Below are 26,564 nucleotides of genomic sequence, written 5' to 3'. Positions count from 1 at the left end.
TCAGTCTTTATATTCTGTCAGTCCTTCTGTACGATTCGGATGGTCCTAAGAGACTGGTCCATGGGCCCCTGTACCGGAAGCCCCTTATTCCTGTATTCCAGGATCACTTCCAGGATGGGTCTGCTGATCCATTCCCCGGGAGCCACAATGGGGATGCCAGGCGGATAGATATAGACAAACTCCCCTGAAATGCATCCTGGACTGTCCTCCAGGTTTATGGACTTTATCTTCCCATCCATAGCCTCTCCCACAGACATGGCCGTGTCGCACCGCATACTGTATACACTGCATTTTTGCATACTCTCCTGACCTGTTTTACAATCCGGAGCCATAACCGGCCCACTGCCGTTTTCCCTGCGGGCATTTGAACCGTCATCCGTCAAACGTGCGTCAATCCGGACCAGTGCGTCCCCCAGGCGTTCCAGGCCCTCCTCGCTGTCCATAGCCGTGGTAATGGCTGTCACATAATCCGCACCGCACATCTCCATCTCCAGATGATACTCCCTGCGCAGAATATCATCCAGCTGGGCACCTGTAAATCCGGTCAATCCATTTCCCACAGAAGGCAGGTACGTTCCCCTGGTTGACACCACGATTTTGGAGATATCCAGGTCCCTGATTCCGGCCTGTCCTATTAGCCCTGTGTCAGCCAGACGCAGATGATTCATCCGCCCCAGCCTCTGCCGCAGCCCACGAAGACGTTTCCCATAGGGCGCCATATCCATCTGTTCCATCTGGTATATGCTGTTCTCTATGCTGGCCATGAGTACATAGGAAGGACTGCTGCTCTGTACCATATGGATAAACCGGTCAATCCGCTCCCGGTCTGCATAGCATCCGCCGTCCGGCCGGTTGCACTTAATATGAAGCAGGGCTGTCTGAGTCAGGCTGGGAAGAGTCTTATGCACACTCTGAATCACCACATCTGCTCCCAGGTCCAGGGCGGACACCGGAAACATGGCGTCATACCGGAAATGGGCGCCGTGAGCCTCATCCACAATCAGCGGAAGCCCGGCCCTGTGAACGATTTGGGAAATGGCCTCTATATCGGATACGATACCGTCATAAGTCGGACATACGATAAGTACGGCCTGTGTATCCATATACCGCTTAAGCATCCTGTCCACATCCTCCGCCGTGATTCCTCCCTGTATCCCCAATCCCGCTATCTCCTGTGGATAAACATAGGAGGTTTTAAGCTGATTCAGATAGATTCCGTGGTACACGGATTTATGGCAGTTCCTGCTCACCAGGATTCTCCCGCCTCTGGGGACAGTACCGCATACAGCTGCCAGAATCCCGCTGGTACTTCCATTAATCAGATAGTAGGTCTGGTCCGCCCCGTAGACATCCGCCGCCCATCTCATGGAATCCCTTAGGATTCCCTCCGGGTGGTGAAGGTTATCAAACCCGTCAATCTCCGTTATATCCACTGTAAAGGGATTTGCAAAGCTGTCCATAGGGCCCGGCATGCGCTTATGCCCAGGCATATGGAAGGGATACATGTCCGATCCCGCATAAGCAGCCAGGCGGTTAATCAGAAGTTCTTCCTGTTTCATCCCAATGTCCTCTCACGGCTCCGTAATATCAGTCTTGTCATACTGCCCTTTAACTGTTTCCGGTTGCGGACCACCAGCGTCTTATGCGGATATCTGGCTTTAATGGACTGATGGCTGTGGGCTTCATCCCGACCGTCACGGAGAATCCATTTCACAAAGTCCCAGTCAATCTTCTCCCGGCAGCCTTCTGCCATGCTCTCCCTGGTTTTATCCCTGTACTCCAGATACCGTTTTACCGCCTGCCACAGGCAGATTCTTCTGGTATAATCCATGAAAACGATGAGATCCGCTTCCTCCAGACGCCGTTCCTGGCAGAATTTTGCGTAGTCTCCGTCAATAATCCAGCCCGTGTCCTGATTCTCATCCAGGAATGCCTCTGCCATACGCATTGCCTCCTCACGGTCCCTCTCTTTCCATCCGGGTTCAAATTGTATCCTGTCCAAATACAGAATCGGGCAGTCGTAGAGCCTGCCCAGTTTCTTAGCCAGTGTGTATTTCCCCGCACCGCTGTATCCCATCACTGCTATTTTCATATAGTCAACTCCATATCATCCGCGTTTTTCTATTCATAGTATACATGAAAAACCATCGGATTCATAGAGGGATTCTCAGAGTTTATTTCTGGCTTTCAGCACTGAGAAATTAAAGGTCCTAAGTCCCATAGGTTCCCCAGGCTCTGTAAATGTCTGGAGGACGGCTGCCGTACCTGTGGATGCAAACGCCATTATTCACAGCCGGACTGCAACTGGGGTTGGGATTCCCACCGGGAATGTTATTTTTTTGGTTACCACCTCTACATGTATGTGGCTTCTGATTCCCATAGTGACCTGCCTGTTTTTCCGCTTCCGGAACGGGCTTCCAGGCATGATATGCTTTCTTTCCTGCACTCTTTTTTCACCATGAAAGCCTATCTTCCAGAGTTTCACATTGAAAAACTCCTTCTGGATTCTGCCCATGATGCCTATCCTGTCTACGAATACTGCAGGCGGAAAAAGATCACTCCTTTTATTGATCTGAACCCGGGACATACAGGGCATTTCACTTATGATTTCACCATTGATGATGATGGCGTCATCTGCAAAATGGGCTTACGTATGCACAAGGATGGATATGAAGCAGCGAAACACCGGGCAAAATACCGATGTCCAAAATCAAACCGCAGACAAGGCTGTTTTTGCGAACATCCCTGTTCTCCTGCCAAATATGGAAGAACAGTACATATTTATACCAGTGACAATCCAAGATTGTTCAACATACCGCCAAGGGACAGTAAAGCGTGGAAAAAGGAGTATGACGGAAGGACTTCCGTGGAACGCTCTAACAAACGTGAGTAAGAGGACTATAAATTAGAAGACGGCAGACACCGCTCTACAAAGATGTGGTACTGCCGCCTCTACGGCATCATGATGCTACAACATCTTGATGCCTGGGAAATGCCATCCATTATGGCATCGGGATATCGCCGTATTACCCGATTTGGCAAAGCTTATGGTACTATCATATCGGATGGATGTTCAGCAGTCAAATATGAGAAAACGTCGAAAAAAACGATAACACAAAAGGCACAACCCCGGTGAAAGCCGGGGCCGCACCTTGTATAGGAAAGAGGAGAAATCAATCTTTATAGTGGAACTACACCCATAATGACCGCGAAGATCAGCATCACAATGCTGACAATCCAGTACCAGGGGATGGAATACTTCATGTGATCCTTCAACTCGGTGTTGGTCAGGCCGATGGCCAGATAGGTAGCGGGGGTCAGGGGACTGACCAGCAAGGCCAGATTCTTGCCGATGATCATGGCGGTGGCGGTGGCCATGGCGGGGATACCATAGGTGGAGCCAACCTCGATGACCAGCGGCATGATGCCGTAGAAGTAGGCATCGGTGCCGATACACAGACCCAGAGGCAGAGCCAGAATACCGAAGATGATGTGCAGGAAGCCGCCCATGAAGCCGGGAACAATGGCGATGATGGTGTTGGCCATTTCGGTGAGCATACCGGTGCCGTCGAAGATGCCGACCATGGCGCCGGCAGAGAACAGCGTGGCGGAGATGATGAGGGCGGAGGGCGCGTGTTTCTTGACCAGCTTATCCTGCAGCTTCAGGTCGGGGTAGTTGATGGCCAGAGCGATACACAGGAAAATCAGGAAAGCCACATAGCTGGTGACCAGATCCAGAGACAGAATCGCGATCAGGGCCACAGTGAGGGCGATGTTGATGATCAGCAGCTTGGGGCGGCGCAGGGCGTCTTCCTCCGCCTTGGCCTTCTCGTCCACTTCAACCACCACACCCTTGCCAGCGCCGGCACCCTGCTTGATGGCCAGCATGCCCAACAGGACCGCGACAACGATATTGGCAAAGAAACCCAGAATCTGTATGGGGATCAGGACACGCCACAGCTCGTTGGCATCCATTTGCAGCACAGTGGCGGCGCGGGCCACGGGTCCGCCCCAGGGCAGCAGATTCATCACGCCCATGCAGGCGCCGGTGAGACACACCAGAATCCTTGTGTCAATGTTCATCCGCTTGTATACGGGGTACATGGCGGGGATCGTGATGAGGACGGTGGTGGCGGTAGTGCCGTCCATGTGGGCGATGGTGGCGATGATGGCAGTGGCGACGGTCACGGCGATGACGCTTTTGCCGGCGACCTTGACTAGGCCGTTGACGATGACGTCAAACATACCGGTGTCAGACATAACGCCGAAGTAAATAACCGAGAAAATAAACAGGATGCCGTTGCTGGTAGTGGTGCCGATACCGTCTTTAATAAATCCGGCCACCTCAATGGGACCGAAGCCCAGAATCAGCGCGGCAATGGTAGGAATAATCGTCAGAACAACGATAGGCGACATCTTGCCTTTGAGCAGCAGTACAACGATTGCGATAATCATGATAAAACCAACAAGAGCTACCATAATGTCTTCTCCTTTTCTAAATTATGATGTTGAGAATGACTCAAGGGGTGACTGCGGGGGAAATGTCTCCAGGCCCAACAGAGCTGCCTGGATGCTATGGGTCATGTAATACAGTTGATCCTCTGGGATGCCGTGGTCGGACAGGTATTGTATGTATTGCTCCAGAGCAATCTACCAATTGGGATTTTCCACCTGTCCGCCGTCGGTGCTGATAATGACGTTCCGATAGCCGCACACCTGGATCCCTCCAGATTGCCGGATAAGTTGCTTTTGTAGGTTCCGTTGCCCATGTTCTGGGCAAAGCAGCGTTCCAGATAGACGTCATAATCTTTGACCAGACGGAGTTGGTCTGCTAAACTCATGCCAACGCTCCACCACTCGGGATGGGTGACTACGATTTTCTTGACGCTTTCGGCACGGGCGGCCTCAACGACGGTAAAGCACTCTTCCGGGGAAATATGTCCGGTAGCCAGAATCACATCAAAGTCCCAATTTGACGGTTCAACGTAATTCCGCCAAACATGGTAAAATTGTTTCCCCTGTGGTGGACCAGTTCATGCGCCGACACGAATGCCGGCCTCCATGAGCGCAAGAATCAATCCGTCAGCGGTAGAGAGCAGTCTCAAACTCGGCGGCAAAATCGTCTGGCTGCCCACGACATCCGCCCGGAATCACATGGTCAAAATGGTCCATACTCCGGACGGCTGCGTCGAGGTGGTCAGGGACGGTAAAATTGTCCCAGAGCTGAAGGATGTGTTCCGCCTTGTCAGCATAGGCACGATGGCGCAGATCAGGATTGGAGTGGACGTGGAGATCAATGACACCTTTGAGAGATATCTTTGCCATTTTCATACTCCTTTCGCTTTAGGGAATGCGGGAACTCTATGGGAAACGGATTTGTTCATTTGGATGAAAAACCTTTGGGGGAAAGTTTTTCGGATACGCTGCTTGCCAAATCTTTGAATCAATTCTATAATCTTTTTGAAGGCTCCGCAACCCAAAATATGTAATAGGTTCTATCGAAAAAAGCAATAGCATCCAATTGACTGAGGAGGGGACAGAGATGGATCTGAAGGAAATTTCATATTTGATCACATTGGCGGAGAATGGCAGCGTCTCTAAGGCAGCCGATCAGCTGTTCATGGCACAATCCAGTTTGAGTCAGTTTCTGCATCAATACGAAAGTGAGTTGGGGGTGAAGCTCTTTGTCCGAACTTCAAAGGGAATTCGTCCGACACGCAATGGCGCTGTCTTCATCGGTCATCTGAAAAAACTCATGACGGATTACCAGCGTGCCAAAAACGAATTGTGGGACTGTGAAAACCTGAAGGGCGGCAGGGTGACACTGGGTATCAGCTCCTTCCGGGGCCGGCGGATACTGCCTATCATCCTCAAACGATTTTATGAGAAATACCCCGACGTTCAAGTAGACGTGGTCGAAGAGAACATCATGAAGCTGGAGGATCTGTTACTGGATGGTCAGTAAGATTTGGCTGTCGTGGCAATGCCGTCCGCGAAGCTCAAGCGGGAGATTACATTTTTGAAAAAGGATGAGATCTTCATTGTCACCAATCGAAACCATTCGGTGATGGAAATTGCTCATCGAAGAGAGCACACGCCCAGCTGGTGGATCGACCTGAAAGACGCCGCTAAATTTAAGTTCATCCTCAGTGACCATACAACCATGCTGGGCACCATCAGCAGGGATCTATTCCACAAGGAAAAGTTACAATATGAGGTCCTCCACGGCAACATTACGGCAGACCTGGCGGTCTCTATGGCTCAGGAGGGATTGGGCCTGGCCTTTACCTACTATTCCTACACGGAGCCAAGCAGGGACGCTGTGTTTTTAAGTATTGGGATATCCCGCCTGAAAGGGTACAGGGGTTTATGGAACTGTTCCAGGAATTATATCAAAGAATGGAACGATACATTGATACAGGGGAACGCACAAAGTAACGATTAAAACAACTATCAGCAAAGGAGACAACTGTCATATGCCATATGGAATCATAACCAACTGCATTGCCGTATTCCTGGGAGGTATCCTGGGGGCATTTTTAAAAAACCATTTTCCTCAGAAATTAAAGGATGCTCTCCCCAATATCTTTGGCCTGTCAGCCATTACCATGGGAATCAGCCTTATTATCATGTTAAAAAGTCTGTCGGCCGTGGTGCTGGCCCTTATTGTGGGAACTGTCATAGGAGAACTACTAAACCTGGAGGATAACCTGCTAAAAGGAATTCACAGACTGGAAGAACGGCTTCCCCTGACACTGGATGACGAACAGATGGATGTGTTAATCAGTATGATTATCCTGTTCTGCTTCAGCGGCACCGGGGTATTTGGCGCCATGAACTCAGCCATGACCGGCGACCATTCCATTCTCTATGCCAAGGCTGTCATGGACTTTTTTACAGCCATTATCTTCGGGACCACGGCAGGATATCTGGTGGGCTTTATTGCCGTGCCGCAGTTTGTCGTGGGTATCCTGTTGTTTGGAGGGGCTTCTTACATACTTCCCCTGGTCACCGACACCATGCTTGCTAATTTTAAGTCCTGCGGGGGAATCATCACCCTGGCAGTGGGTTTAAAAATTGCAGGCATCAAGCGGACCAAGGTCCTAAATATTCTTCCTGCCATTGCCATTATTTTCCCGCTGTCTTGCCTGCTTTAAAAAATATGGTAAAAATCAGCGGATGAGATGTTGTCAGAACAACATACATTCCGCGCTTCCCATAGTATACTTCTAGCATAACAACAATTGACTGTTTTCCAACAAGGAGGATAAAGGAATGATTAGGAGAATTATTAAGATAAATGAAGACCTGTGCAACGGATGCGGCGCATGTGCTGCTGCCTGTCACGAAGGAGCCATCGGAATGGTGGATGGAAAAGCCAGACTTTTAAAGGATGATTACTGTGACGGCCTTGGGGACTGTCTGCCCACCTGCCCTACCGGGGCCATTATCTTTGAGGAAAGGGAGGCCGCTGCCTATGATGAGGCAGCCGTAAAAGCCCGCATGGCCCAGCGCCAGAATGCATGCGACGCAGCCGGCTGCCCTTCCGCCGGCATCTCTTCCACAGTTTCCTCTTCCACAGCACCTCATCACAGCGGATGTCCGGGAAGCCAGTCACGAAGTATTGCCAGGGAAGCAAGAGAAATCCCCATTTCCACAGAAACCCTCTCCCTGGAAAAATCCTTTTCCATGGAAAGCCGGCTGACCCAGTGGCCTGTACAGATAAAGCTGGCTCCTGTCCAGGCTCCCTACTTTAAGGATGCCCGTCTTTTGATAGCTGCTGACTGTACTGCCTTTGCCTATGGCAATTTTCACAATGACTTCATAGCCGGACGCATCACGCTGATAGGATGCCCAAAGCTGGATATGGTGGATTACTCTGAAAAGCTGACGGAAATCATCCGCCTCAATGATATTAAGGATGTCACCATTGTCCGCATGGAGGTTCCATGCTGCGGCGGTATTGAAAATGCCGCGAAACGCGCCCTCCAGGCCAGTGGGAAGTTCATACCATGGCAGGTTGTGACTGTGAGGACGGATGGCAGCCTGATACGGTAAATAAAATTATACCTGAAAACTGACCATCCATGACAGTCCCCTCATTAACCGCCTTTCAAACCCTCGTGCTGCGTTGCGGCACCTCCACGGCATGAAAGTGGGGGGCCTATAGCATTCACTGTAACGAACCGCTAACTTTCATCAGCCTGATCAAAGTAATCCATCCCGTGAATAGGACGGATACCAAGGATCAGTTCCCTGGAACGTCTCGCTTCCTCTATATCTCCGTTCACAATACTCTCATACATTTGCAGATGCTTGTCATCCTTATGGTCCAAAGCCATAAGTCCCGCTTCCTCCCTCCGCCGGGCACGGGTACTGATCAAATATTTAATATGCTCGCGGATCAGCTGCTGCACCATTGCATACACATCCATATATATGTGATTATGGCTTATGTTTATAATTTCATAATGGAAAGCGAAATCTGCGTTTACCAGTTCGTCCAGTGCTTCATCATCTTTGATATTCTGGTTATACACGGCTTCTTTTTCAAAATACTGTTCCAGCTTTTCCTTTAACCCATTCTTCTCTTCCTCCGTTGCCTCAAGGATTGCAATACTCATACATTCGCCCTCCAGAAGGTTTCGGAGCTGCTCCACATCTTTTCGGCGCTTTTCATCCTTATAAACCCCGGCAACTTCCAATAAAAACGGCTGCATTGAGAATTCCGTAACAAAAGAACCCTCCCCTACTCTGGTTTCAATAAATCCAAGCGTACTCAATTTCTGGAGTGCCATCCGCACACTTAAACGGTTGACGCCAAACATATCTGCCAATTCACTTTCCGAAGGCAGGCGGTCTCCCACTTGCCAGACCTTCGCCGCTAAATCTGCCTTGATTGCCTCGCAGACCTGATCCACTACAGAAAGCCGGCTGATTTTATTCTTCCTGATTTTTACGTAACCCACTTCAGTTTACCTTCCTAGTTCTAATTTGCTTACTTTCATCCGTCGATAACTCTGCGGTTCTTTTATTCTACTCTTTATTCCTTCATAATGCAAGTATTCTATTCTCAAAGAAACAATAGACCGCACGCTTTGCGAGCTTTCTTTTGTCATGAACCCCAAAAAGGCCCGGGACGTTATTTTTTAACGCCCTGGGCCTTACTGGTTCGCGTTTCGGTTTTTCAGCCAATATTTTGGATACAAGCCGCATTAAAACCGGCAGAAGTTATTCTGCTTTCACGAATAATTTTGAAGTGTTGCCTTCGATAACGACTTTACGGCTCTTTGCAAGCTCTTCCTCAGACATTTCCTGCCCTATTCCCGGAAGCTCCGGCACGTCATAATATCCGTTCTTCGGCTCGTAGAAATATTTGCCGCCTTTGGTAAATTTCGTACACAGGTTCGCATTGTGCTCTTCATGGATTGTAAAATTGGGAATTGCCGCTTCCACCTGCAATGCGGCAGCCGTTGCGATCGGGCCTCCGCATACATGGATCTGCACGCCCATGTCATAGACCTGCGCCATATCACAGATTTTTTTCGTTTCAGTAATTCCGCCTGTATTGCATAAATCCGGCTGAATCACATCAAGTGTACGTTCCTCAAAGAACTGGCGGAAACCCCAGCGGGTATAACTTCGCTCACCAGTAGCAAGCGGAAGCCCGCTGCGCTCTTTGATGTGCTTAAATACGGACGGATTACACGGCATAGTCGGCTCTTCGTAGTACATAATGCGGTACGGTTTTAATGCTTCACCGAGATCTGCTGCCGTATTTGCATCCAGGAGAGAATGAATCTCCACGATGATATCCAAATCCGGGCCTCCGGCTTCCCTTGCCGCGGCGATACGCTCCACTGAACGCTGCAAATCATGCTGACGCAGGCAGCCGCGATGATGGGTTCCCTGTGTGCCAAACAGGCTTACCAGATCCGCTTTTTCCGTCGGGGCGAATACAGGATCAATCTTAACGGCATCGTAACCTTCTGACATGGCATCCTTGACTACATCATAGTAATCCTTCGGATCATACAGGACAGTCAGGCTGTCATTCTTTTCGATAATGGTTCTCCAGCCAAACTGAAGCTGGCTGGCATATGCGCGGAGCTTCTTATTTGTTTTACCGCCCAACAGCTTGTACACGGGAACGCCCAATGCCTTGCCCTTGATATCCCAGCACGCCGTATCAATGGCCGCCATGGCAGATGTAACGACAACACCGCCGCCCATTCCCCAAAAGGTGTGGCGATGGAGGTGCTCCCAGATTTCCTCCGTATTAAAAGGATCCATGCCAATCACGAGCTTTGCAAAATCCTGGCACTGCCCAAAGGCAGCCTCCCAGCAGTTACCATAAGCCAGGCCTGCTTCGCCCCATCCGTAAATGCCCTTGTCCGTATTGACCTTTACGGTAATAAAATTCCCGAGATAGCATTCTACACTTGTAATCTTCATAGTTTTTATCATTCCTTTCGCTTCGCTCAAGGCACAAACAAGTTATAAAAAATGTTGTGCCCCTCCACTCTTTGTCACTTTCCCCCGTCCTTCCTTGTGATCGGCTATTAGACCACTTTATAGAGAGTTGCCTTGTCAATCGCTTCCTGCAGGAATTCATTTCCAATACCCGGAAGCTCCGGTACACTGAAATATCCATTCTCAGGCTGAAGGTTGTACTTTGTCAGGCCGAGGCAGGTATCCATACGATTGCAGGTATGGTGCTCATGGATGATGAAATTCGGAATGGTACACTCCACATGGAGAGCCGCATTCGTTGCCAGTGGGCTTCCCGCCACATGAACCTGAACTCCGGCGTCAAAGGCATGCGCGATATCGGAGATCTTCTTTACCTCGGAGATACCGCCGCAGTTTCCGATGTCCGGCTGTGCCAGCTGAAGCAGATTCTTTTTAAAATAGTCTACATACTGCCACCGCGAAAACAGCCTTTCGCCGTTTGCAATCGGAACGGATGTATATTTTGCGATGTATTCGACCGTTTGCGCCGTAGGCGTATTGGGCTCCTCAAATGCCATAATGTTATACTTTTCCGCCAGCTTTGCCAGCTGTACGGCTCCCAGCGCATCCGGATAGGAATGGTTTTCCATGATAATATCTACATCATCACCAGCAGCTTCCCGCGCAGCTTTCATACGGCTCTCGACCAATTTCAGCTGCTTTCGCGTCAGAATACCCGTTGTGCTTAAGAAATCCAAAGGTTTCCCCTCTTCATCCCGGTCAAAAAAGTCAATTTTGATGGCATCGAAGCCCTCATCAACAGCCAGTTTTACATTGTGAGCATAGTCCTCCGGAGTGACTGCCCACAGATGTTCAGAAACGCCAACCTGTCCCCATCCAAACTGAAGCTGGCTTGCATAGGTACGGAGCTTATCCCTTACTTTGCCTCCCAAAAGCTGATAGCAGGGAACCTTGAAATATTTTCCTTTAATATCCCACAACGCCACATCGATAGCGGCGATTCCGGAAAATACCACCGGGCCACCGTTCTGACCCCAGAAAGTTTTCTTGTACATATACTCCCATATGTACTCTGTGCGCAGCGGATCCATCCCAATGATCAGTTCAGCCAGATCGCACACCATTCCGAAAGCAGCCGTACCGCCTACTCCATAGGCCATACCGGCTTCGCCATCCCCGCAGATTCCCGCATCCGTATGGATCCGACAGCCAATGGGGCTGTTCTGTTTGCTGTTTGCCGTCGGAAGACGGAAAACTTCTACTTTTGTAATCTTCATCTTCATACCTCCTGGTTTGGTTCGGTGCATACAGATCTGCTTTTCCTATACTATGGCAGGCTACTAACTCGCTTTTCTGCTTGACCGTTGTTTACCTGTTCGCTATGTAACATTATATATGTATTTTACAAAAGTGTCAACAGCCTTTTCACCAAATTTATAAAAAATGCTGTAAATTGGTAACAATCCGGATAGTTCAGCGCACTTCCGGGATACCTCTGGCACATCTGACTCCCGATATACACATCCTCCAGGCTTTCCAGTTGTTGCCTGGTTCTTCCCACTCTTCACCTCCACGGCATACCGCAGTTCGTTTCCGACCAAGCTTTTACATAAAAATCAATCTCGCCTCCCTTGTAGGCAGCAAACGCCGGCGTTTTCAGATCCATCTCATTTAGCCGTTCTACCTGGCGCTTCAATTCCAGAAAGACAAAGTTTTCCTGCATAAGCCCATTGAGCGCCGCTTTGTCAGCGCCCGCTTTTGCTTACGCTGTTCTCCTCCAGCCCTTTCTTCTCCCGCAGGGCATCCTCCTGGCTGATCGCTTCCTCGTACACGCCGCTGATCCGTTCCAGAGCCGATGCCGGGTCCATCTGCATATCCATATAAGCAGGTCCATAACGGGCTCCGCTTTCTTACTGCCGATATTGGGGATCATGGCAGACACCAGATCAGTCTCGTTTGTTCCCTCACCGCAGGTAAAGAAATAGTAGGGCATTCCCAGAAGCTGTGCCACCATTTTCGCATTGGTCGTCTTTCCTGTCCCCGACTCCCCTGCTGCCATAAAGACACGCATGGGCGTATGGACGACGGCTTCCATATTTTTTAGTAATCTAATTATAAAAAAAGATTACTTTTTTATCTAAAGGAGAAATATGGCATGGAAATCGGAAGTGTTTTGAAAATTTTATGAGATTCTTTAATGTTCTTTTGCAGAGAAGGTTTTGATATATGGAAGATAACGATTTTGACTTTGATGGCAGTCTTGATTTGCCGGATTCATATGAGGGCATAGCAGAACATGAAAACTTCATGCAGTGAGAAAAAGATACACAAAAAACTGCCCCCCATGCTTCTGGAAAAAGAGCAGAGGGGAGAACCTCTAAGCATTCAGTAACGGAATTATTTAGAAAACCATTGAAGGGATGAAGATTAGGTGATATGATGTATAAGTAATTGACTCAAACTTCCCACACCATTTGGTGTGATGAACCTTGAAAATTCAATACATTAGCACTTAAAAAAGGCACAAACCCGACTTGCATGGTATAATTGAATTGCCAAAAACAATCACACAGCAAGGAGATTCATGCCATGTCAAGTATACCACATAATCAGAATAAGGAAAACGAGGTTTTTGATTTTGCCGCAATATTTATCAGCGAGTTCCAAATAGGGAAGCTTCTCTTCAAATGTAATGCCGGCAAGGAAAAAGGAATTCCGGTTATGACCATCTTCCGGTATCTGTTATGCCTGCTTTTTTCTGGCCGCAGCGATTACATGCGGCGGAAAACAAAAACTTTTGAAGAGGGATTCTCAAAAAATACTCTGTACCGCTTCCTGAACAGCGAATCATTTCTTTAAGGAATGACCTGCATAAGGATACCATTGCCATGATAAAAAAGGGCAAAACAAAATACCTATATGAGGGAGAACGCCTTAACATCAAACAGATTTACAGCTAAAACCGTAAAAAACGGGGCCGGTATTGGCGAGCAGCAAGGCGGTTCAGAAGCTAAAAGATAACTTGATTGAAGATACCCGCCCAGAAAGGAAAGATGATGACAAATAAAGAAATCAGGCACTTTTTACATTCACATCCATATAAGGATTTTTCAGCTGCAAGATTTGAATACAGCCTTTACTTAATGCCAGAAACAGAAGAAATCGCAAACCAGTATATATCTGAACATTTTGTGCCATCTGACGCTGATACGGAAAAAGAACAGGAAATCAACAATGCGGATAATACCGACGAACTCATCCGTCTTATGAGAAAACCATTGTCTGGGACGAATCGGACTCTTCTCCGCAAAAAAATTCTTCAGTATGAGAATGAAATCCTCCCATTTATCCAACGCAGGGCAATGACCAACAGACAGGACATATTTATCGAAAATGCACTTTACTTTTTCCTGCATTCCCAAAATAACTGTTGTGACTGGATAGTACAAAGCTATGACGTTTTTAAAAGTGAGTACCTGAAATCCATGCTGTGTTTAGTGATGGGTTTCCGGGGAGATGTCTCTCTCATTCCAATGTTGATGGCAGAAACAGAACGATTTGAGCGTGATTATCCTTCCAAAAGCTATGAGCAGGCGCCGATTTTAGCGGTACAGGAACTGGCCACTCGATTTATGGGATATTCTGAATAATTTTTACAAAAACACTTCCTCTTTACCCCTTAAAAACTCCTATACGTGAAGGAACAAGTTTTGACTTTCTGGCAGGGCAACACGCCCTGCCATTTTGACATTTCTATATTTTATGGCGGCTTGGCATTATCTGTGTTAATAAACTTATCCATAGATGCCCGGTCGCAAAGTACGGAAATCGCACTTGGAAAGGAGATTTGATTTTATGAAAAGACCCCATGATGTAATCTATAAAGGAGGCGGCTCATTTGTGACGAATTGAAAAGGCAGTTATGAGGAAAGGAGAAAAAGGCACAGCCCTCAAACTGCAAACAAATTTATCATAATGAAAGGAGCCATCAATGAAATCATTATTTGAACAAATGGGCGGTACATATCGTCAAGAGTGCGATTATCTAATCCCCAATCTGGTGCTTTATACAAACCTTGTGGTAGAGGGTACGCTGTTCGAGCATTTGGCTGAGATTGACCGTTCCTGCAACACGAGAATGGGAACTATCGTTTCCTCTATGGCTAAACAAAACATTGTTCCGTCAGACTTGCACACCGCACTGCGGTAGTAGCTAAATGCGATGTAGTCGTTGGTATGCTGCCGGATCAAGTCCAGATCGCCCTCGTTTATCTTGGTCTGGCTCCCCTTCTCCCGTCAATAGCGTTTGATATAGCCGGGATAGGAACCCTTATTGATTCTCCCTCCACAAGTTTTCGCCTTGGCTGGCAATAACCTCTTTCATCCAGTCGTAGGATGCCTTTTTTCTGCGTGTCAAAGTACCATTTCCCTTGTCATCCATGTCTACATAAATAAAACCGTAGCGTTTTTTCATCTCACCGGTACTGAGGGACACCAAGTCAATGGGAGCCCACATAGTATAGCCTAACAGCTCCACACCGTCTTCATTCATCGCCTGCATCATTGCCCGCAGATGAGCGCGGAGATACTGGATGCGGTAGCCATCCTGAATGGAACCGTCCGTTTCAATCTCATCCACGGCACCCAGTCCATTCTCCACGATGAACAGCGGCTTCTGATACCGGTCATAGAACTCGTTGAGAACATAACGCAGCCCCAGCGCATCAATGGGCCAGCCCCATGGGGTGGCTTTCAGATAAGGGTTGAGGTCGCCGCCGATCACGTTTATTTTGGTTTCTGTGGAAATAACATTGGAACGGTAGTAGCTGAAGCTGATAAAATCCAGTGTCCCAGCGGCCACCGAGTTATTGACATCGGCTATGTCTACAGCCAGCGCCGGTATCCGGACATCCTGGCCCACATTCTCTACCAGGAGCAGATGTATGTGATCTGTCACAGGGACAGCCGGTACCATGACCAGATCACGCCGGGGGAGTTGTCCATCAAGGATGAGGTGTATCTGCGTTGGAGCGCGGACTATGAAATGTGGCACGACCAACACTGGCCATCAGGGAAAAGCCTAGTTTTCGTAGGGACCGGCGCACAGATCCCCCTCTATCTGGATGTACCGGACCGCTGGGCTATCGCTCCAGCAAGCGTTTATCAGGCGTTGAAAAATAAGGAACATATCGTCCGCTATACCCTGACTGCGCCGCCCCCGCCGCTGACCTGTTATGAAATCACGCACCGCTACCCAAAACCCAGTAAAGAGACGATCATCCACACTTTCCGAGAAGAGGTGGAGGACTTTGTTCACCGGAGCGATCTGATCGCGCGGTTTGAGTAATCTTCAAGTAGCGAACATTGGACCTTGTTTTCCATAGAAGTACAAATTCAAGTGCTATACTTATGGAAAACGTGGTAAAGATGCTGCACACCGCACCATATCCGAGAAATGGATCTAATCAGAATTATACTGGATGATATCCGTCGGGTGACACACTCCGCCAGGACGCAGGAGCGTCAGTTCGCACAGTACATCAACCAGAAGAACAGCGTGGAGCTGCGGCGGGAGATGAACTCGCTCCAGAAAGAGTTGGACGCTATGCGGAAGCGGGATAGTGAACTCGTTGCGGCTGGAAAAACTGACAGCGGCTAATGTGGAGACGTTCATTGAGAAGGCAAAGCGTTACACCGCCATTGACGAATTGACTCCGGAACTGCTGCGGCTGTTCATTCAGCGGATCGAGGTTGGTGAACGGAGCAAGAAGTATTCTCACAGTCCGAATACAAAGAACTCATCCGACAGCATCAAACCTATGGTAATGGTAACAAACCAGCGGAAAGAGGCTTTCCGGGAAAAACAGGATAGGCTTCTTGCCTTTTGCCTTTTCGGTGGAGAGCCGGATTTTATATGGCCCTTTTCAGTGCCTTGGGCTGCTCGAGCTCCAGACCGGACATGAGCCAGTCGAACTGTTTCCAGGTGATGGGCTTTACTTCCTCCCGACTGCGCGGCCATCGGAAACGCCCCTGGATGCTGCCGTCCAGACGTTTATAACAGGCACATGTGTCCAGTTTGATTCCCTTCTCCCTGCACCAGTCGCAGTCGCTCATGCCGCTCCTGCGGCACTCCAGGATCAGCTGGTATTGTTCTTCGGCAGTTTTTCCGGCTGCCCGCATAATGGCTACCTCCTTATAATGAAAGTTTGCAAGCTGGTTTGAAGAGTAAAATGCTTGCATTACAGTAACCATTATCGCATACCGGAGAACAGATGGAAATCCACTCCTAAATTAAGCGCTTACTATCACTCCTTATTTGCAATCCTTATACTGTTCATCTGTTACAGCTTCCAGCCACTCATTGCTCCCATTCCCCCCTGGCACCTCCACTGCCAAATGAGAAAACCAGCTATCCGGTGCCGCACCATGCCAATGCTTCACCCCAGCAGGAATATTCACCACACATCCGGGAACCATAAGCACAGGTTCTTTTCCCCATTCCTGATAATAACCTCGTCCTGCCACACAAATCAGAATCTGTCCGCCGCCTTTATCCGCATGATGAATATGCCAGTTATTTCTGCAGCCCGGTTCAAAGGTCACATTGAAAATGCCCACCTGTTCCGTTGAAACTGGTGCAAGGAAGCTTTGTCCTATAAAATACTGTGCAAATGCATCATTCGGCTTTCCAATAGGGAAAATCAAAGATTTTTCATGTTCTGTTTTCGCGTCCTCTGCAACAATTTCCTCATTCCAAACTTCTTTTGCCATACGAAATACAGCCCACGCTTTCGGCCACCCACAATAAAACGCCGCATGAGTTACGATTTCTGCAATCTCTTCTTTTGCAATCCCGTTCGTCTTTGCACTCATCAGATGATATTTGATTGATTCATCCGTGAGTCCCTGTGCCATAAGAGAAACAACTGTAACAATGGAGCGGTCTCGCAGGGAGAGTTTATCTTCCCGTGCCCAAACCTCGCCAAATAATACATCATCATTAAGTTCTGCAAATTTCGGGGCAAAATCCCCAAGCTGGGTCCTTCCTGCCGTCTGTTTTACTGCCATAATGCTTTTCCTCCTGTTTATTTTATTTTCTGATCGCCTACGGACCAAACATGGTTTTCTTTTGCAGCTGATACCGTGTTCTGTGCCATTACTCCAACCAGCCAGTGGGGAACATAGCACTCTTCCAGATAAGAGGTCTCTTCCTCTGTCAGTTTCAGATTAACAGCACTCACAGCACCATCCACATGATGGAACTTCGTTGCCCCCACAACCGGAGAGGTGACTTTCGTCAGAAGCCATGCAAGGGAAATCTCCGTCATTGTCACACCATGCTTATCTGCAAGTTCCTCAACCCGCCTTAGAATCATTTCATCCTGCGTGGCCGCATTGTCATATTTCCCTTTCGCATAGCTGTCTTCCTCCAGACGTTTTGATGTTTCTCCCGGCCTTCTGGAAAGACGTCCACTGGCAAGGGCGCTATAAGGCGTCATGGCAATATTATTTTCATAACACAGAGCTGACATCTCGCGCTCTTCTTCCCTGAAAATCAGGTTATAATGCCCCTGTATGGATACAAATTTTGCAAACCCTTCTTTTTCCGCAAGAGCATTTGCTTTTGCAAGCTGCCATGCAAAGCAGTTTGAAATGCCAATATACCGCGTCTTTCCGGCTTTCACCATTCTGTTTAAGCCTTCCATGATATCATAAAGCGGCGTCTGATAATCCCACATATGGTAAATATACAAATCAACATACTCCATGCCGAGATTTTCAAGGCTCTTATTTAACATATTTTCGATATGCTGCTGGGCGCTTATTCCGGCTGCTATTTCCTCATTTGTCCGGGGCAGGAACTTTGTCGCAATCACAACATCCTCTCGCTTTGCAAAATCCCCTACCGCCCTGCCAAGATACTGCTCACTTGTACCGTTTTGATAGGCGATTGCCGTATCATAAAAATTGACACCTAATTCAAGTCCGTGTTTTATGATTTCCCTTGAATGTTCTTCATCCAAAGTCCAGCTGTGCTGTCCTCGTCCCGGATCACCAAACCCCATACATCCCATGCAGATACGGGATACATTCAAATCTGAGTTTCCCAATTTTATATACTCCATGTCAGTTTCCTCCTCCATTTCCTATTTTTGCTTTATTTTATTATCTTCAAGCCACTGCACCAAGCCATGTAATATTCTCAACCCGCAGGTCTTTGCCGTGAAAATTGCTCGATTTATTGCCCTTTATTTCCACATATTCTTTCTGAGTAAGCTCATACGGGCTCATGTAGAAATCACTGACCGAACTATGTGCATATCTTCATCATCACCATGCCGGTTCGTGGAGAATTCGTGCCGCCTGCTTACTCCCCGGAAGCGTCAGCCATTTTAATGCAAAACCTGACAGGAGAATAATCCCCTTTGAATACACCTTTGAACCATTTATAATTCATTACATGATGCAGGACAAAAAGGCATACCATTACAATACCCATCCACTCATGGGATTCCTGTCCCAACTGGATTTCTGCCGCAAGCAGCGGTAACTCTTTAATCTTTCGCCATCAAGCCACGTCACACTTTCATCGGTATAATCATGCAGTTCTTCTGCACTGGAACCAATCCCACTACTACCGGAAGTACAGAAGGGAACAATGGTCTTCCCAGAAAAATCATAACTTCCCATGAATGTATCAATGATATGCGGTGCATCGCCCCACCAGATTGGATACCCGATAAATACAATTGTATACGATTCCATATCGGACACACTGCCGTTTATAGCCGGTCTTACCGAATCATGATTCATTTCAATGCTTGTACGGCTGTTTTTGTCATTCCAATCAAGATCCGCATCACTATATGGTTCTGCCGGAACAATCTCATACAGATCTGCCCCAGTAACCTCAGCCGCATACTCCGCGAGTTTTTTTGTTGTCCCGGTTGCGGAAAAATAAGCCACAAGCACCTTGCCGCCTTCTGCATCACTCACTGTTTCCGTTCATCCGCAGCAGTTGTTTTAGAATTATCTTCTGTTTCTTTCTTATCATCCTCCGAAATCTGCGGATCAACTTTTTGCGCAACTACCGATGTTTTGCCCTGTTCCTCTGCAGGTGTACTATCTGCCTGGTTTCCACAGGCAACCATACAGAGCATCATTACGAGTACAATCAAACCTTCAAGAACAATAATTCTCATTTAAGCAATTCCTTTTATCTTTTTAATAGATTCACAATGTTTTCCAGCCGATCCGGAATACCTAAATCATCCGTGGTAAACGCTGAAAATACCTCTGCTTCTTTTTCATAAATGTCCTTCAAAACGGTATCTGCATACTGCTTTCCCTTTTCAGTCAGCAATATTGTCATTTCCCTGCGTTTTCCCTTAATCGGTTCAAGTTCAATATATCCGTTTTGTTTCATTTCACTCACTACGGTATTGACTGTACTTTTAGGCAGGCCCCAATCAACACAGATCTCCCGCTGGGTATGGTTTTCTCCATCATTTAGCGCATATAATATCCACAAAAGCGTAGGCGCTACACCACTCTTTTTTGCAAACTCATCATATACCGCATCAATATGATAAATTGCTCTGCCAAAGTTATAAAAAAAATCTTTCGGATTCATAATACACCCTTTCTCAAAAGTTCACTTTCGTACTTTATTGTAGTTCGTTTTCGTACTTCTGTCAAGCGGTTCTGTAATAATCTCAATTTTGCTTACAAAAAATTAAGTAATAAATGCCTTAACGGACGACTCCCTCTTCCTTTAGTTCTGCTGCATAGGCACCCTTTTACAATGTTTTCAGGTGAAACCTGTCTTGACCGCCGGATAATGTGTTTGATTTTCGTACAGTCTGATTTTTAAGTAATGACTCAATAAAATCCATATGAGCACAAAAAGGGCTGCCGCACCTATGATTTTTCAATCATCTGGTGCGACAGCCCCTTTTCATTGGGCCTGAGATATGGTACAGATTCTAATCAATCTCCATGCCATCCACATCAATCCGTGATAAATTCCTTGGACCACTGGGCAATGGCCGGCTCCCATTCATCATATCTGTGGTATCCCTTGCAGCTGCTTTTGTTGTAAAGAAAAAGGTAGAAGTACCGTTGAAACAGGCTTAACCTTAACAGAGAAACAAAAATATAAGAACCCGCTTAAAATAACAGAACGTCCCTGCCCATTGTATTATATATTCCGGGCAGGGACATTCTAATACTATCTCTCTTTCGTCTCAATCATCCTCTTAATATCTTCAATGAATCCATCCAGTCCAGCAGCGCCCAGGTCACCCTTGTCCCGGCTTCTCACCGTTATCGCGCCCTCTACGGCTTCCTTCTCACCCAGAACCAGCATATAGGGAACCTTCTCCAGCTGAGCCTGGCGAATCTTGTAGCCTACCTTCTCGTCCTTGTGGTCCAGCTCTGTGCGGATGCCGGCTGCCTTTAACTTCTCGTATACGCCGGTGGCATAATCCATGGACTTCTCAGAAACAGGGATTACCTTAACCTGCACAGGAGCCAGCCATACCGGAAACTTCCCTGCAAAATGCTCAATCAGGATGCCGATAAAACGCTCAATGGAGCCAAAGCATACGCGGTGAATCATGATTGGACGCTTCTTGGAGCCGTCCTCAGCCGTATACTCCAGGTCAAACCTCTGAGGCATCTGGAAATCCAGCTGAATGGTACCGCACTGCCATGTCCTGCCCAGGGAATCCCTCAGGTGGAAGTCAATCTTAGGACCGTAGAACGCGCCGTCGCCCTCGTTGACAATATAATCAAGGCCCATGTCCTCCAGCGCCTTCTTAAGGCCGTTTGTAGCCATCTCCCAATCCTCGTCAGACCCCATGGAATCCTCCGGCCTGGTGGACAGCTCCACAAAATATTCAAAGCCAAACTGTGTATACACTTCATTGATCAGCTTTGTTACACCCTTAATCTGGTCCTCAATCTGGTCATCTCTCATGAAGATATGGGCATCGTCCTGAGTAAAGCAGCGCACACGCATCAGGCCGTGGAGCTGTCCGCTCTTCTCATGGCGGTGAACCAGTCCCAGCTCGCCTACCTTTAAAGGCAGGTCACGGTAAGAATGGGGCTGATTCTTGTAGACCAGCATTCCTCCCGGACAGTTCATAGGCTTGACAGCATAGTCTTCCTCATCAATTACAGTGGTATACATATTATCCTTATAATGGTCCCAATGGCCTGAATTCTCCCAAAGCTTACGGCTCAGGATGATGGGGGTGGAAACCTCCTGATAGCCGTCCCTGTAGTGAATCTCACGCCAGTAATCAATCAGGGTATTCTTTAATGTCATTCCCTTGGGAAGGAAGAATGGGAATCCTGGTCCCTCCTCCGCAAACATGAACAGGCCCAGCTCCTTGCCCAGCTTCCTGTGGTCACGCTTCTTTGCCTCCTCCATCATGGCCAGATAGGATTCCAGGTCTGTCTTGTTGGCAAATGCGGTTCCGTATATCCTGGTAAGCATCTTATTCTTCTCGCTGCCTCTCCAGTAAGCACCTGCAATGCTTGTAAGCTTAAACGCCTTTACGCCCTTTGTATACATGATATGGGGTCCTGCGCACAGGTCCACAAATTCGCCCTGCTGGTAAAAGCTGATTGTCTCTTCCTCCGGCAGGTCCTCAATAAGCTCTACCTTATAAGGCTCTCCCTTTTCCTTCATGAACTTGATGGCCTCAGCCCTTGGCAGTACAAACGGCTTAATCGGCAGATTTTCTTTTACAATCTTAGCCATCTCTGCCTCTAACTTCTCAAGGTCCTCAGGAGTAAAGCCTCCCTCCCTGTCAAAATCATAGTAAAAGCCATCATCAATGGCCGGTCCAATGGCCAGCTTTGCATCCGGATACAATCTCTTAACTGCCTGTGCCAGTACATGGGATGCCGTGTGGCGTATGGCCCTTAATTCATCCTCAGCTTCATGTACACTTCCGTCTGGTAAAATAATTTTCATACGAATCTCCTTTCTTCTATGGGCCTTTTTCGGCTCCATCTCTTTGGTGTTATTCTGATATCATGATTCCGGCTGTTCTGCTGAAAAACATTCCTTCTGAATATGTCCGCTGCCGGAATCCTGTGAAAAAACGGGAAAATAAAAACCCCTGGACATATTCTTATGTCCAAGGGTGCATTCACACGGTTCCACCTTGATTTTCACTCATTTATCCCTTAACGCGGGGGTACGGCGCCATTTCCCACCCTTCTTTGTGTTGTGAAAACGTGTATCATAAGGGCATCTGACACAAATCATACCCCTTCCACACACAACACCTGTCCGGACCTCCCTGACGCGGCTCAGGACTGGTATTCGTCAATCTTTGGTATGCGGCCATTCCACCAACCGGCCTGCTCTCTGGATACTTCCCACTGACTACTGTTTCCCTCAATGCCTCTGCATATTGCTAACCTTGATTATAACACCTGACTCTGATTTGTCAAGACCAGCTTGAAAGGCTTTTTATTCCCATATAAAATCGTTCCGTTCATCTTTATCCACAATTCCACCCTTCTGCCCCGCCCATCTGTGGATAACATTTACTTTTTCCCACATTTCTGTTAAAATATATCCCTGTAAACTACTTAAATTTTATGTCGGACACAATTATAGACATCCCTCAACACAAAAGAAAAGAAGGTGAACCATGAAAATTGTCATCATAGACGGACAGGGCGGAAAAATGGGTAAGTCAGTCATCGAACAGCTGAAAAAACGTTTTCCAAGTCTGGAGACATATGCCATCGGAACAAACAGCATAGCCACATCCGCCATGCTGAAAGCAGGCGCCACCTATGGCGCTACCGGTGAGAATCCGGTTATTGTCAATGCCGGGGACGCAGATATCATCATCGGTCCTATCGGCATTGTCATGGCCAATTCCCTTTTGGGGGAGATTACGCCTGCCATGGCCACAGCCATTGGCATCAGCAGGGCATATAAGATACTGATTCCGGTCAACCGTTGCAATCACTACATTGTAGGTTGCCAGAACAGTACCTTATCTGACTACATCAATATGGTATGTTATGAAGTAGGAAAGGAAGCAGGTATCAATGAGAACCATTGAATTTAAAATGGAACGCCAGGGACTTGTGAATAAAGGCGATAAAGTAAAAATAATCGAGCGGGAAGGAACCAGCAGCTACAGCTATATCATTGACCCAGCTGTAGCCATGTCCGGCTGCTTCGCCGCCCGTTACCGCATCAAATCTGAATACGGAATTGTAAAAGACATACGCGAAAATTCACGTGGTTTTTATGTGATAGTGGATTTTGATGAGGAAGAACCCCGCTAATACGGGTCTATCTCTTTATCCCAAAGGCACTATCTTTACCTCTGCAGACGGTTCCGTCACCGGTGGAACCGTAGGAGCAGGCGCCGGGACTGTGGGAGCAGGTGCCGGAACCGTTGGTACAGTTGTATCCGTATGAGGTCCCTCCGTGTTGATTACAGGGTTGTTATTTACGGAAGGCTCCGCCGGTGAGACAGTCTCTGTGGAAGCCGGCGGCATAGTCTCAATTGGCTGGATTATGTCCCCCGTCTCCTGGGATTCGCTGCTCTTCCCGTATTCTGTTGAGGGAACCATATCAATCAGGCTTCTGTCCCCGGCATCCAGCTCAATGGCTTTGCTCCACAGGATACTGGTTATTCCTCTGTTTCTGTCCCATTCACAATCATGCCACAGACAGATGACCTTGCCGTCCCTGGCCATTATAATTTCCAACATGTCATTTCCGTCCACATGCTTTCCGGTCCGTACGGATTCATCCTTTATCTGATAAATGTTCCCATCTCTTGCTATAATAACAGCTGCTCCGTATGCCTGTTTCCAGATAGCGGGATTGTATTCCCCGAATATCTGGCCCTCGTCTTCATAGTAATACATATTCTGCATAACACCAGGGAAACGCTCTGACACTGCCTGTTTATTCTGCCCTTCCAAATCAGTTCTGAAAATCTGGCTGTACCACTCTCCTCCGGTACCTTTATCCACATAACTGCTATAGTAGATCTGGTTATCCACAATGCAATAGCTCTGTACACCATAGTTTTCCCTGATAATGGCAGTATCGCTCCCATCGCTCTTTACACAGACGGAAGATTTTGTTCCGCTGCCGCCCAGATAATAGGTCTTTTTGCCAATGGTTACCTGGCCGTGTTTTACATATTTTATCTTTCCGTCTTCCTCAATCCTGTAAACACGGTCTCCAATGCTGACACTGCTGCCGCTTTCAGCAACCGCAGGATTTCCCATGTCGTCCACCAGATAACAATTTCCATCTTTTATGACCACCGAATACCTGGCTTGCCCAGTGGCAATCTCTGTGCCTGAGGTGGTATGGTAAATCTTCCCTGCCTGGGCGTAATAGATTGTCTCCTCCAGCACCATATAACCATCCACGTTCTCTGCAATCAGTTCCTTTGTATCGCTACCCGGCCTCATCCGGAAGAGCTTATCGCAAAGCCCCCTCTCAGCCTCAGAAAGGCCCTGTTTCTGGCTTTCCTTTACCTTAGGCAGGAAATATACGTAATCGCCGTAAGCACGCATAGAATTCCTTGTAGTCTTTTCTGGGGCAGTCTCTCCCCCCAGTACCATTACCTTGTTCTCCACGGTCTTACGGTACAGAATAGTCTTAAACAGTCCTGTGTCTTCCGCCCTCAGATAACACCAGAACGCATTAGTCCTCACCAGGCTGTCCAGGTTCTCACCTGTACTCTCAGGTACATAGTCCAAATCAATGTGAATATCCTTCAGATATCCCTTAGTATCATGGCAGGTATAAATCTGACCTTCCTGTTTCAATTCTCCGGTAGCCATGATGCCGTCACTGTCAAAGTAGTACAGAAAACCGTCTATGTCCTTCCACTGGTCTGCCACATACGTTTCTTCATCCAGATAATACATCCAACCATTATCTGTTTCATTCCAGCCGGCCTTTGGCTCCTCACTGATATCTATGGTTATGGAAGGCGTCTCCTTCTCCTCAGTGCCGAAATCCAGCTTTTCATAATCCGTCCGGATTTTCCCAATCACGGACATGACAACATACACGGCTGCCGTCATGATGATGGCTGCCATGATAATCAAAATCACAGTCTTTATTGGTGAATCCTTTTTTTTACGCCGTCTGCTCATTTATTTTCCCCTGGTATCTTTTGTTAGTAGTATATCGAATCCTTAAAACAATATTTATACTATCAGACTTCCGGCATTTTTACAATGAAGGAAATCTTACAATAAAACAAAAAAGCACCCATCCGTCAAGGATAAGTGCTAAATGCTGAGTGCCCAAAGTCGGAATCGAACCAACGACACGAGGATTTTCAGTCCTCTGCTCTACCAACTGAGCTATCTGGGCATCTGATGAGCGTGCCGGGATTCGAACCCGGGACAACTTGATTAAAAGTCAAGTGCTCTACCGACTGAGCTACACGCCCATAAAGTTTAAGTTTTTGCAAAAAAAATTGCGGGGGCAGGATTTGAACCTACGACCTTCGGGTTATGAGCCCGACGAGCTTCCAGACTGCTCCACCCCGCGCTAGTATATAATTATAAATGTTTTAAAATGTTTTGTCAACTAACATTTTAAATGGGCGAAGGTGGATTCGAACCACCGAAGGCATTGCCAGCAGATTTACAGTCTGTCCCCTTTGGCCACTCGGGAATTCGCCCTTATTATATTAGTATATACACTTTTCTGTAAAAAATACTTAAATGGGGCCTACAGGGCTCGAACCTGTGACCCTCTGCTTGTAAGGCAGATGCTCTCCCAGCTGAGCTAAGACCCCAATAGGTATCTCTTTCAGCGTGTATATGAAAGAAAAACGACCCGGAACGGGTTCGAACCGTCGACCTCCGCCGTGACAGGGCGGCGCTCTAACCAGCTGAGCCACCGGGCCATTAAAGGCATATACATACCTTCAAAACCGCATATTGAATTCCGATTGTTCCACAAACCTTTTCTTCCCTTAACCTTTTGGATAAGCCCTCGACCGATTAGTATTAGTCAGCTCCGTACATTACTGCACTTCCACCTCTAACCTATCTACCTCGTCGTC

30 protein-coding genes, 6 tRNA genes, 1 rRNA gene and 1 pseudogene are annotated in these 26,564 nt (G+C 47.6%); 13 read left to right on the top strand and 25 right to left on the bottom strand.

Annotated features, from left to right (window positions below):
* Positions 1 to 17: 17 nt before the first annotated feature.
* The 4 genes from G614_RS0106000 to G614_RS29240 form a co-directional block, all read right to left on the bottom strand.
* Positions 18 to 1,559 (bottom strand): aminotransferase class I/II-fold pyridoxal phosphate-dependent enzyme, encoded by a 1,542-nt coding sequence (locus G614_RS0106000; protein ID WP_027641223.1) that lies wholly within the window; start codon positions 1,557 to 1,559, stop codon positions 18 to 20.
* A complete protein-coding gene (locus G614_RS0105995; protein ID WP_027641222.1) occupies positions 1,556 to 2,092 on the bottom strand; it encodes a DNA topology modulation protein FlaR in 537 nt (178 codons plus the stop codon). The genes G614_RS0106000 and G614_RS0105995 overlap by 4 nt, the downstream gene beginning before the upstream one ends.
* A 1,088-nt stretch (positions 2,093 to 3,180) precedes the next feature.
* Positions 3,181 to 4,479: a CitMHS family transporter gene (locus G614_RS0105980; RefSeq protein ID WP_027641220.1), complete on the bottom strand. Its 1,299-nt coding sequence runs from the start codon at positions 4,477 to 4,479 to the stop codon at positions 3,181 to 3,183.
* A 101-nt stretch (positions 4,480 to 4,580) separates the two neighbouring features.
* Complete coding sequence (locus G614_RS29240; protein ID WP_155245024.1) at positions 4,581 to 4,958, bottom strand: DUF6282 family protein; 378 nt, start codon at positions 4,956 to 4,958, stop codon at positions 4,581 to 4,583.
* A 91-nt stretch (positions 4,959 to 5,049) separates the two neighbouring features.
* Between G614_RS29240 and G614_RS34260 the strand changes: the two genes are divergently transcribed.
* From G614_RS34260 to G614_RS0105950, 5 genes are all read left to right on the top strand, one after another.
* A complete protein-coding gene (locus G614_RS34260) occupies positions 5,050 to 5,442 on the top strand; it encodes a DUF6282 family protein (protein WP_334291499.1) in 393 nt (130 codons plus the stop codon).
* 100 nt (positions 5,443 to 5,542) lie between these two features.
* Positions 5,543 to 5,965, top strand: coding sequence for a LysR family transcriptional regulator (locus G614_RS26900; RefSeq protein WP_044917467.1), 423 nt, complete (start codon positions 5,543 to 5,545; stop codon positions 5,963 to 5,965).
* A 54-nt stretch (positions 5,966 to 6,019) separates the two neighbouring features.
* Entirely contained in the window at positions 6,020 to 6,445 is a 426-nt protein-coding gene (locus G614_RS31110) for a hypothetical protein (protein WP_027641217.1), read from the top strand.
* Between the two features lie 31 nt (positions 6,446 to 6,476).
* Positions 6,477 to 7,157, top strand: coding sequence for a DUF554 domain-containing protein (locus G614_RS0105955; RefSeq protein WP_027641216.1), 681 nt, complete (start codon positions 6,477 to 6,479; stop codon positions 7,155 to 7,157).
* A gap of 118 nt (positions 7,158 to 7,275) precedes the next feature.
* Entirely contained in the window at positions 7,276 to 8,058 is a 783-nt protein-coding gene (locus G614_RS0105950; protein WP_027641215.1) for an ATP-binding protein, read from the top strand.
* A 131-nt stretch (positions 8,059 to 8,189) separates the two neighbouring features.
* Here G614_RS0105950 and G614_RS26895 read toward each other — a convergent pair whose 3' ends face one another.
* The 5 genes and pseudogenes from G614_RS26895 to G614_RS34255 form a co-directional block, all read right to left on the bottom strand.
* Complete coding sequence (locus G614_RS26895; protein ID WP_044917453.1) at positions 8,190 to 8,969, bottom strand: FadR/GntR family transcriptional regulator; 780 nt, start codon at positions 8,967 to 8,969, stop codon at positions 8,190 to 8,192.
* Positions 8,970 to 9,231: 262 nt separating this feature from the next.
* Complete coding sequence (locus G614_RS0105940; RefSeq protein WP_027641214.1) at positions 9,232 to 10,455, bottom strand: mandelate racemase/muconate lactonizing enzyme family protein; 1,224 nt, start codon at positions 10,453 to 10,455, stop codon at positions 9,232 to 9,234.
* Between the two features lie 107 nt (positions 10,456 to 10,562).
* Positions 10,563 to 11,750 carry a mandelate racemase/muconate lactonizing enzyme family protein gene (locus tag G614_RS0105935; RefSeq protein ID WP_027641213.1) on the bottom strand — a complete coding sequence of 396 codons (1,188 nt, stop codon included), beginning with the start codon at positions 11,748 to 11,750 and terminating at the stop codon, positions 10,563 to 10,565.
* Positions 11,751 to 12,218: 468 nt separating this feature from the next.
* Complete coding sequence (locus tag G614_RS33340) at positions 12,219 to 12,353, bottom strand: hypothetical protein (RefSeq protein WP_278245978.1); 135 nt, start codon at positions 12,351 to 12,353, stop codon at positions 12,219 to 12,221.
* 80 nt (positions 12,354 to 12,433) lie between these two features.
* Positions 12,434 to 12,487: pseudogene (locus G614_RS34255) on the bottom strand (hypothetical protein); the annotation flags it as partial.
* 575 nt (positions 12,488 to 13,062) lie between these two features.
* Between G614_RS34255 and G614_RS26890 the strand changes: the two are divergent.
* The 3 genes from G614_RS26890 to G614_RS26880 all read left to right on the top strand — a co-directional run bounded on the left by G614_RS26890 (position 13,063) and on the right by G614_RS26880 (position 14,683).
* Positions 13,063 to 13,332, top strand: a complete 270-nt coding sequence (locus tag G614_RS26890; RefSeq protein ID WP_155245023.1) for a hypothetical protein — start codon at positions 13,063 to 13,065, stop codon at positions 13,330 to 13,332.
* A 194-nt stretch (positions 13,333 to 13,526) separates the two neighbouring features.
* Complete coding sequence (locus tag G614_RS29235) at positions 13,527 to 14,123, top strand: hypothetical protein (protein ID WP_027641212.1); 597 nt, start codon at positions 13,527 to 13,529, stop codon at positions 14,121 to 14,123.
* Positions 14,124 to 14,464: 341 nt separating this feature from the next.
* Positions 14,465 to 14,683, top strand: a complete 219-nt coding sequence (locus tag G614_RS26880) for a TnpV protein (RefSeq protein ID WP_044917452.1) — start codon at positions 14,465 to 14,467, stop codon at positions 14,681 to 14,683.
* A gap of 120 nt (positions 14,684 to 14,803) precedes the next feature.
* On the opposite strand, the gene G614_RS26875 is transcribed toward G614_RS26880, so the two are convergent.
* Positions 14,804 to 15,448, bottom strand: a complete 645-nt coding sequence (locus G614_RS26875; protein ID WP_049948052.1) for a family 1 glycosylhydrolase — start codon at positions 15,446 to 15,448, stop codon at positions 14,804 to 14,806.
* Here G614_RS26875 and G614_RS0105890 point away from each other — a divergent pair.
* The 3 genes from G614_RS0105890 (at position 15,413) to G614_RS34965 (ending at position 16,436) form a co-directional block, all read left to right on the top strand.
* Positions 15,413 to 15,820, top strand: coding sequence for a hypothetical protein (locus G614_RS0105890; RefSeq protein WP_162142734.1), 408 nt, complete (start codon positions 15,413 to 15,415; stop codon positions 15,818 to 15,820). The genes G614_RS26875 and G614_RS0105890 overlap by 36 nt on opposite strands.
* 108 nt (positions 15,821 to 15,928) lie before the next feature.
* Positions 15,929 to 16,132, top strand: coding sequence for a hypothetical protein (locus tag G614_RS31100; protein WP_027641210.1), 204 nt, complete (start codon positions 15,929 to 15,931; stop codon positions 16,130 to 16,132).
* Positions 16,095 to 16,436, top strand: a complete 342-nt coding sequence (locus G614_RS34965; protein WP_420341521.1) for a DUF4368 domain-containing protein — start codon at positions 16,095 to 16,097, stop codon at positions 16,434 to 16,436. The genes G614_RS31100 and G614_RS34965 overlap by 38 nt, the downstream gene beginning before the upstream one ends.
* On the opposite strand, the gene tnpB is transcribed toward G614_RS34965, so the two are convergent.
* From tnpB to thrS, 7 genes are all read right to left on the bottom strand, one after another.
* Entirely contained in the window at positions 16,384 to 16,653 is a 270-nt protein-coding gene (tnpB, locus tag G614_RS29230; protein WP_155245021.1) for an IS66 family insertion sequence element accessory protein TnpB, read from the bottom strand. The two genes, G614_RS34965 and tnpB, sit on opposite strands and share 53 nt — an antisense overlap.
* 132 nt (positions 16,654 to 16,785) lie before the next feature.
* Positions 16,786 to 17,541: a carboxymuconolactone decarboxylase family protein gene (locus tag G614_RS0105875; RefSeq protein ID WP_027641209.1), complete on the bottom strand. Its 756-nt coding sequence runs from the start codon at positions 17,539 to 17,541 to the stop codon at positions 16,786 to 16,788.
* A gap of 17 nt (positions 17,542 to 17,558) precedes the next feature.
* Positions 17,559 to 18,599: an aldo/keto reductase gene (locus G614_RS0105870; RefSeq protein WP_027641208.1), complete on the bottom strand. Its 1,041-nt coding sequence runs from the start codon at positions 18,597 to 18,599 to the stop codon at positions 17,559 to 17,561.
* 361 nt (positions 18,600 to 18,960) lie between these two features.
* Complete coding sequence (locus tag G614_RS26865; RefSeq protein WP_049948051.1) at positions 18,961 to 19,470, bottom strand: flavodoxin; 510 nt, start codon at positions 19,468 to 19,470, stop codon at positions 18,961 to 18,963.
* Positions 19,467 to 19,676 carry a hypothetical protein gene (locus tag G614_RS26860; protein WP_044917451.1) on the bottom strand — a complete coding sequence of 70 codons (210 nt, stop codon included), beginning with the start codon at positions 19,674 to 19,676 and terminating at the stop codon, positions 19,467 to 19,469. Before G614_RS26860 ends, G614_RS26865 begins: the two co-directional genes overlap by 4 nt.
* A 14-nt stretch (positions 19,677 to 19,690) precedes the next feature.
* Entirely contained in the window at positions 19,691 to 20,107 is a 417-nt protein-coding gene (locus G614_RS26855; protein ID WP_044917450.1) for a MarR family winged helix-turn-helix transcriptional regulator, read from the bottom strand.
* Positions 20,108 to 20,704: 597 nt separating this feature from the next.
* Complete coding sequence (thrS, locus tag G614_RS0105850; RefSeq protein WP_027641207.1) at positions 20,705 to 22,459, bottom strand: threonine--tRNA ligase; 1,755 nt, start codon at positions 22,457 to 22,459, stop codon at positions 20,705 to 20,707.
* A 688-nt stretch (positions 22,460 to 23,147) separates the two neighbouring features.
* On the opposite strand from thrS, the gene G614_RS0105835 reads away from it, so the two are divergent.
* Together G614_RS0105835 and G614_RS0105830 are read left to right on the top strand one after the other, a co-directional pair.
* Positions 23,148 to 23,570, top strand: a complete 423-nt coding sequence (locus G614_RS0105835; protein WP_027641206.1) for a DUF3842 family protein — start codon at positions 23,148 to 23,150, stop codon at positions 23,568 to 23,570.
* Positions 23,557 to 23,799 (top strand): hypothetical protein, encoded by a 243-nt coding sequence (locus G614_RS0105830; RefSeq protein WP_027641205.1) that lies wholly within the window; start codon positions 23,557 to 23,559, stop codon positions 23,797 to 23,799. The genes G614_RS0105835 and G614_RS0105830 overlap by 14 nt, the downstream gene beginning before the upstream one ends.
* Positions 23,800 to 23,814: 15 nt before the next feature.
* Here G614_RS0105830 and G614_RS0105825 read toward each other — a convergent pair whose 3' ends face one another.
* From G614_RS0105825 to G614_RS0105790, 8 genes are all read right to left on the bottom strand, one after another.
* The gene (locus G614_RS0105825) at positions 23,815 to 25,641 is read right to left on the bottom strand and encodes a hypothetical protein (protein ID WP_027641204.1); all 1,827 of its coding nucleotides are present in this window, start codon (positions 25,639 to 25,641) and stop codon (positions 23,815 to 23,817) included.
* Positions 25,642 to 25,791: 150 nt separating this feature from the next.
* Positions 25,792 to 25,864, bottom strand: a tRNA-Phe gene (locus tag G614_RS0105820).
* 6 nt (positions 25,865 to 25,870) lie between these two features.
* Positions 25,871 to 25,943: transfer RNA gene (locus tag G614_RS0105815), tRNA-Lys, on the bottom strand.
* Between the two features lie 27 nt (positions 25,944 to 25,970).
* Positions 25,971 to 26,044: transfer RNA gene (locus tag G614_RS0105810), tRNA-Met, on the bottom strand.
* 52 nt (positions 26,045 to 26,096) lie between these two features.
* Positions 26,097 to 26,178, bottom strand: a tRNA-Tyr gene (locus G614_RS0105805).
* 43 nt (positions 26,179 to 26,221) lie between these two features.
* Positions 26,222 to 26,294 (bottom strand) — tRNA-Val (locus G614_RS0105800).
* Positions 26,295 to 26,331: 37 nt separating this feature from the next.
* A tRNA-Asp gene (locus tag G614_RS0105795) sits at positions 26,332 to 26,405 on the bottom strand.
* Positions 26,406 to 26,482: 77 nt separating this feature from the next.
* Positions 26,483 to 26,564: ribosomal RNA gene (locus G614_RS0105790) — 23S ribosomal RNA — on the bottom strand; the annotation flags it as partial.

Source organism: [Clostridium] clostridioforme AGR2157 (assembly GCF_000424325.1).
Classification (GTDB): domain Bacteria; phylum Bacillota; class Clostridia; order Lachnospirales; family Lachnospiraceae; genus Enterocloster; species Enterocloster clostridioformis_A.
This window is presented reverse-complemented; position numbering and strand designations above follow the sequence as displayed.

Excerpts from the sequence above, each read along its gene's own strand:
- G614_RS0105955 (WP_027641216.1), top strand. The coding sequence starts at position 6,477 with ATGCCATATGGAATCATAACCAACTGCATTGCCGTATTCCTGGGAGGT.
- G614_RS0105890 (WP_162142734.1), top strand. The coding sequence starts at position 15,413 with ATGTATGTGATCTGTCACAGGGACAGCCGGTACCATGACCAGATCACG.
- G614_RS31100 (WP_027641210.1), top strand. The coding sequence starts at position 15,929 with ATGGATCTAATCAGAATTATACTGGATGATATCCGTCGGGTGACACAC.
- thrS (WP_027641207.1), bottom strand. The coding sequence starts at position 22,459 with ATGAAAATTATTTTACCAGACGGAAGTGTACATGAAGCTGAGGATGAA.
- G614_RS0105830 (WP_027641205.1), top strand. The coding sequence starts at position 23,557 with ATGAGAACCATTGAATTTAAAATGGAACGCCAGGGACTTGTGAATAAA.
- G614_RS0105995 (WP_027641222.1), bottom strand. The coding sequence starts at position 2,092 with ATGAAAATAGCAGTGATGGGATACAGCGGTGCGGGGAAATACACACTG.
- G614_RS0105825 (WP_027641204.1), bottom strand. The coding sequence starts at position 25,641 with ATGAGCAGACGGCGTAAAAAAAAGGATTCACCAATAAAGACTGTGATT.
- G614_RS34260 (WP_334291499.1), top strand. The coding sequence starts at position 5,050 with ATGCCGGCCTCCATGAGCGCAAGAATCAATCCGTCAGCGGTAGAGAGC.
- G614_RS0105870 (WP_027641208.1), bottom strand. The coding sequence starts at position 18,599 with ATGGAGTATATAAAATTGGGAAACTCAGATTTGAATGTATCCCGTATC.
- G614_RS26855 (WP_044917450.1), bottom strand. The coding sequence starts at position 20,107 with ATGAATCCGAAAGATTTTTTTTATAACTTTGGCAGAGCAATTTATCAT.
- G614_RS26890 (WP_155245023.1), top strand. The coding sequence starts at position 13,063 with ATGTCAAGTATACCACATAATCAGAATAAGGAAAACGAGGTTTTTGAT.
- G614_RS33340 (WP_278245978.1), bottom strand. The coding sequence starts at position 12,353 with ATGGATATGCAGATGGACCCGGCATCGGCTCTGGAACGGATCAGCGGC.
- G614_RS0105950 (WP_027641215.1), top strand. The coding sequence starts at position 7,276 with ATGATTAGGAGAATTATTAAGATAAATGAAGACCTGTGCAACGGATGC.
- tnpB (WP_155245021.1), bottom strand. The coding sequence starts at position 16,653 with ATGCGGGCAGCCGGAAAAACTGCCGAAGAACAATACCAGCTGATCCTG.
- G614_RS0105835 (WP_027641206.1), top strand. The coding sequence starts at position 23,148 with ATGAAAATTGTCATCATAGACGGACAGGGCGGAAAAATGGGTAAGTCA.
- G614_RS26900 (WP_044917467.1), top strand. The coding sequence starts at position 5,543 with ATGGATCTGAAGGAAATTTCATATTTGATCACATTGGCGGAGAATGGC.
- G614_RS29235 (WP_027641212.1), top strand. The coding sequence starts at position 13,527 with ATGATGACAAATAAAGAAATCAGGCACTTTTTACATTCACATCCATAT.
- G614_RS0105875 (WP_027641209.1), bottom strand. The coding sequence starts at position 17,541 with ATGGCAGTAAAACAGACGGCAGGAAGGACCCAGCTTGGGGATTTTGCC.
- G614_RS0105935 (WP_027641213.1), bottom strand. The coding sequence starts at position 11,750 with ATGAAGATTACAAAAGTAGAAGTTTTCCGTCTTCCGACGGCAAACAGC.
- G614_RS26875 (WP_049948052.1), bottom strand. The coding sequence starts at position 15,448 with ATGGTACCGGCTGTCCCTGTGACAGATCACATACATCTGCTCCTGGTA.
- G614_RS26860 (WP_044917451.1), bottom strand. The coding sequence starts at position 19,676 with ATGAGAATTATTGTTCTTGAAGGTTTGATTGTACTCGTAATGATGCTC.
- G614_RS26880 (WP_044917452.1), top strand. The coding sequence starts at position 14,465 with ATGAAATCATTATTTGAACAAATGGGCGGTACATATCGTCAAGAGTGC.
- G614_RS0105980 (WP_027641220.1), bottom strand. The coding sequence starts at position 4,479 with ATGGTAGCTCTTGTTGGTTTTATCATGATTATCGCAATCGTTGTACTG.
- G614_RS0105940 (WP_027641214.1), bottom strand. The coding sequence starts at position 10,455 with ATGAAGATTACAAGTGTAGAATGCTATCTCGGGAATTTTATTACCGTA.
- G614_RS0106000 (WP_027641223.1), bottom strand. The coding sequence starts at position 1,559 with ATGAAACAGGAAGAACTTCTGATTAACCGCCTGGCTGCTTATGCGGGA.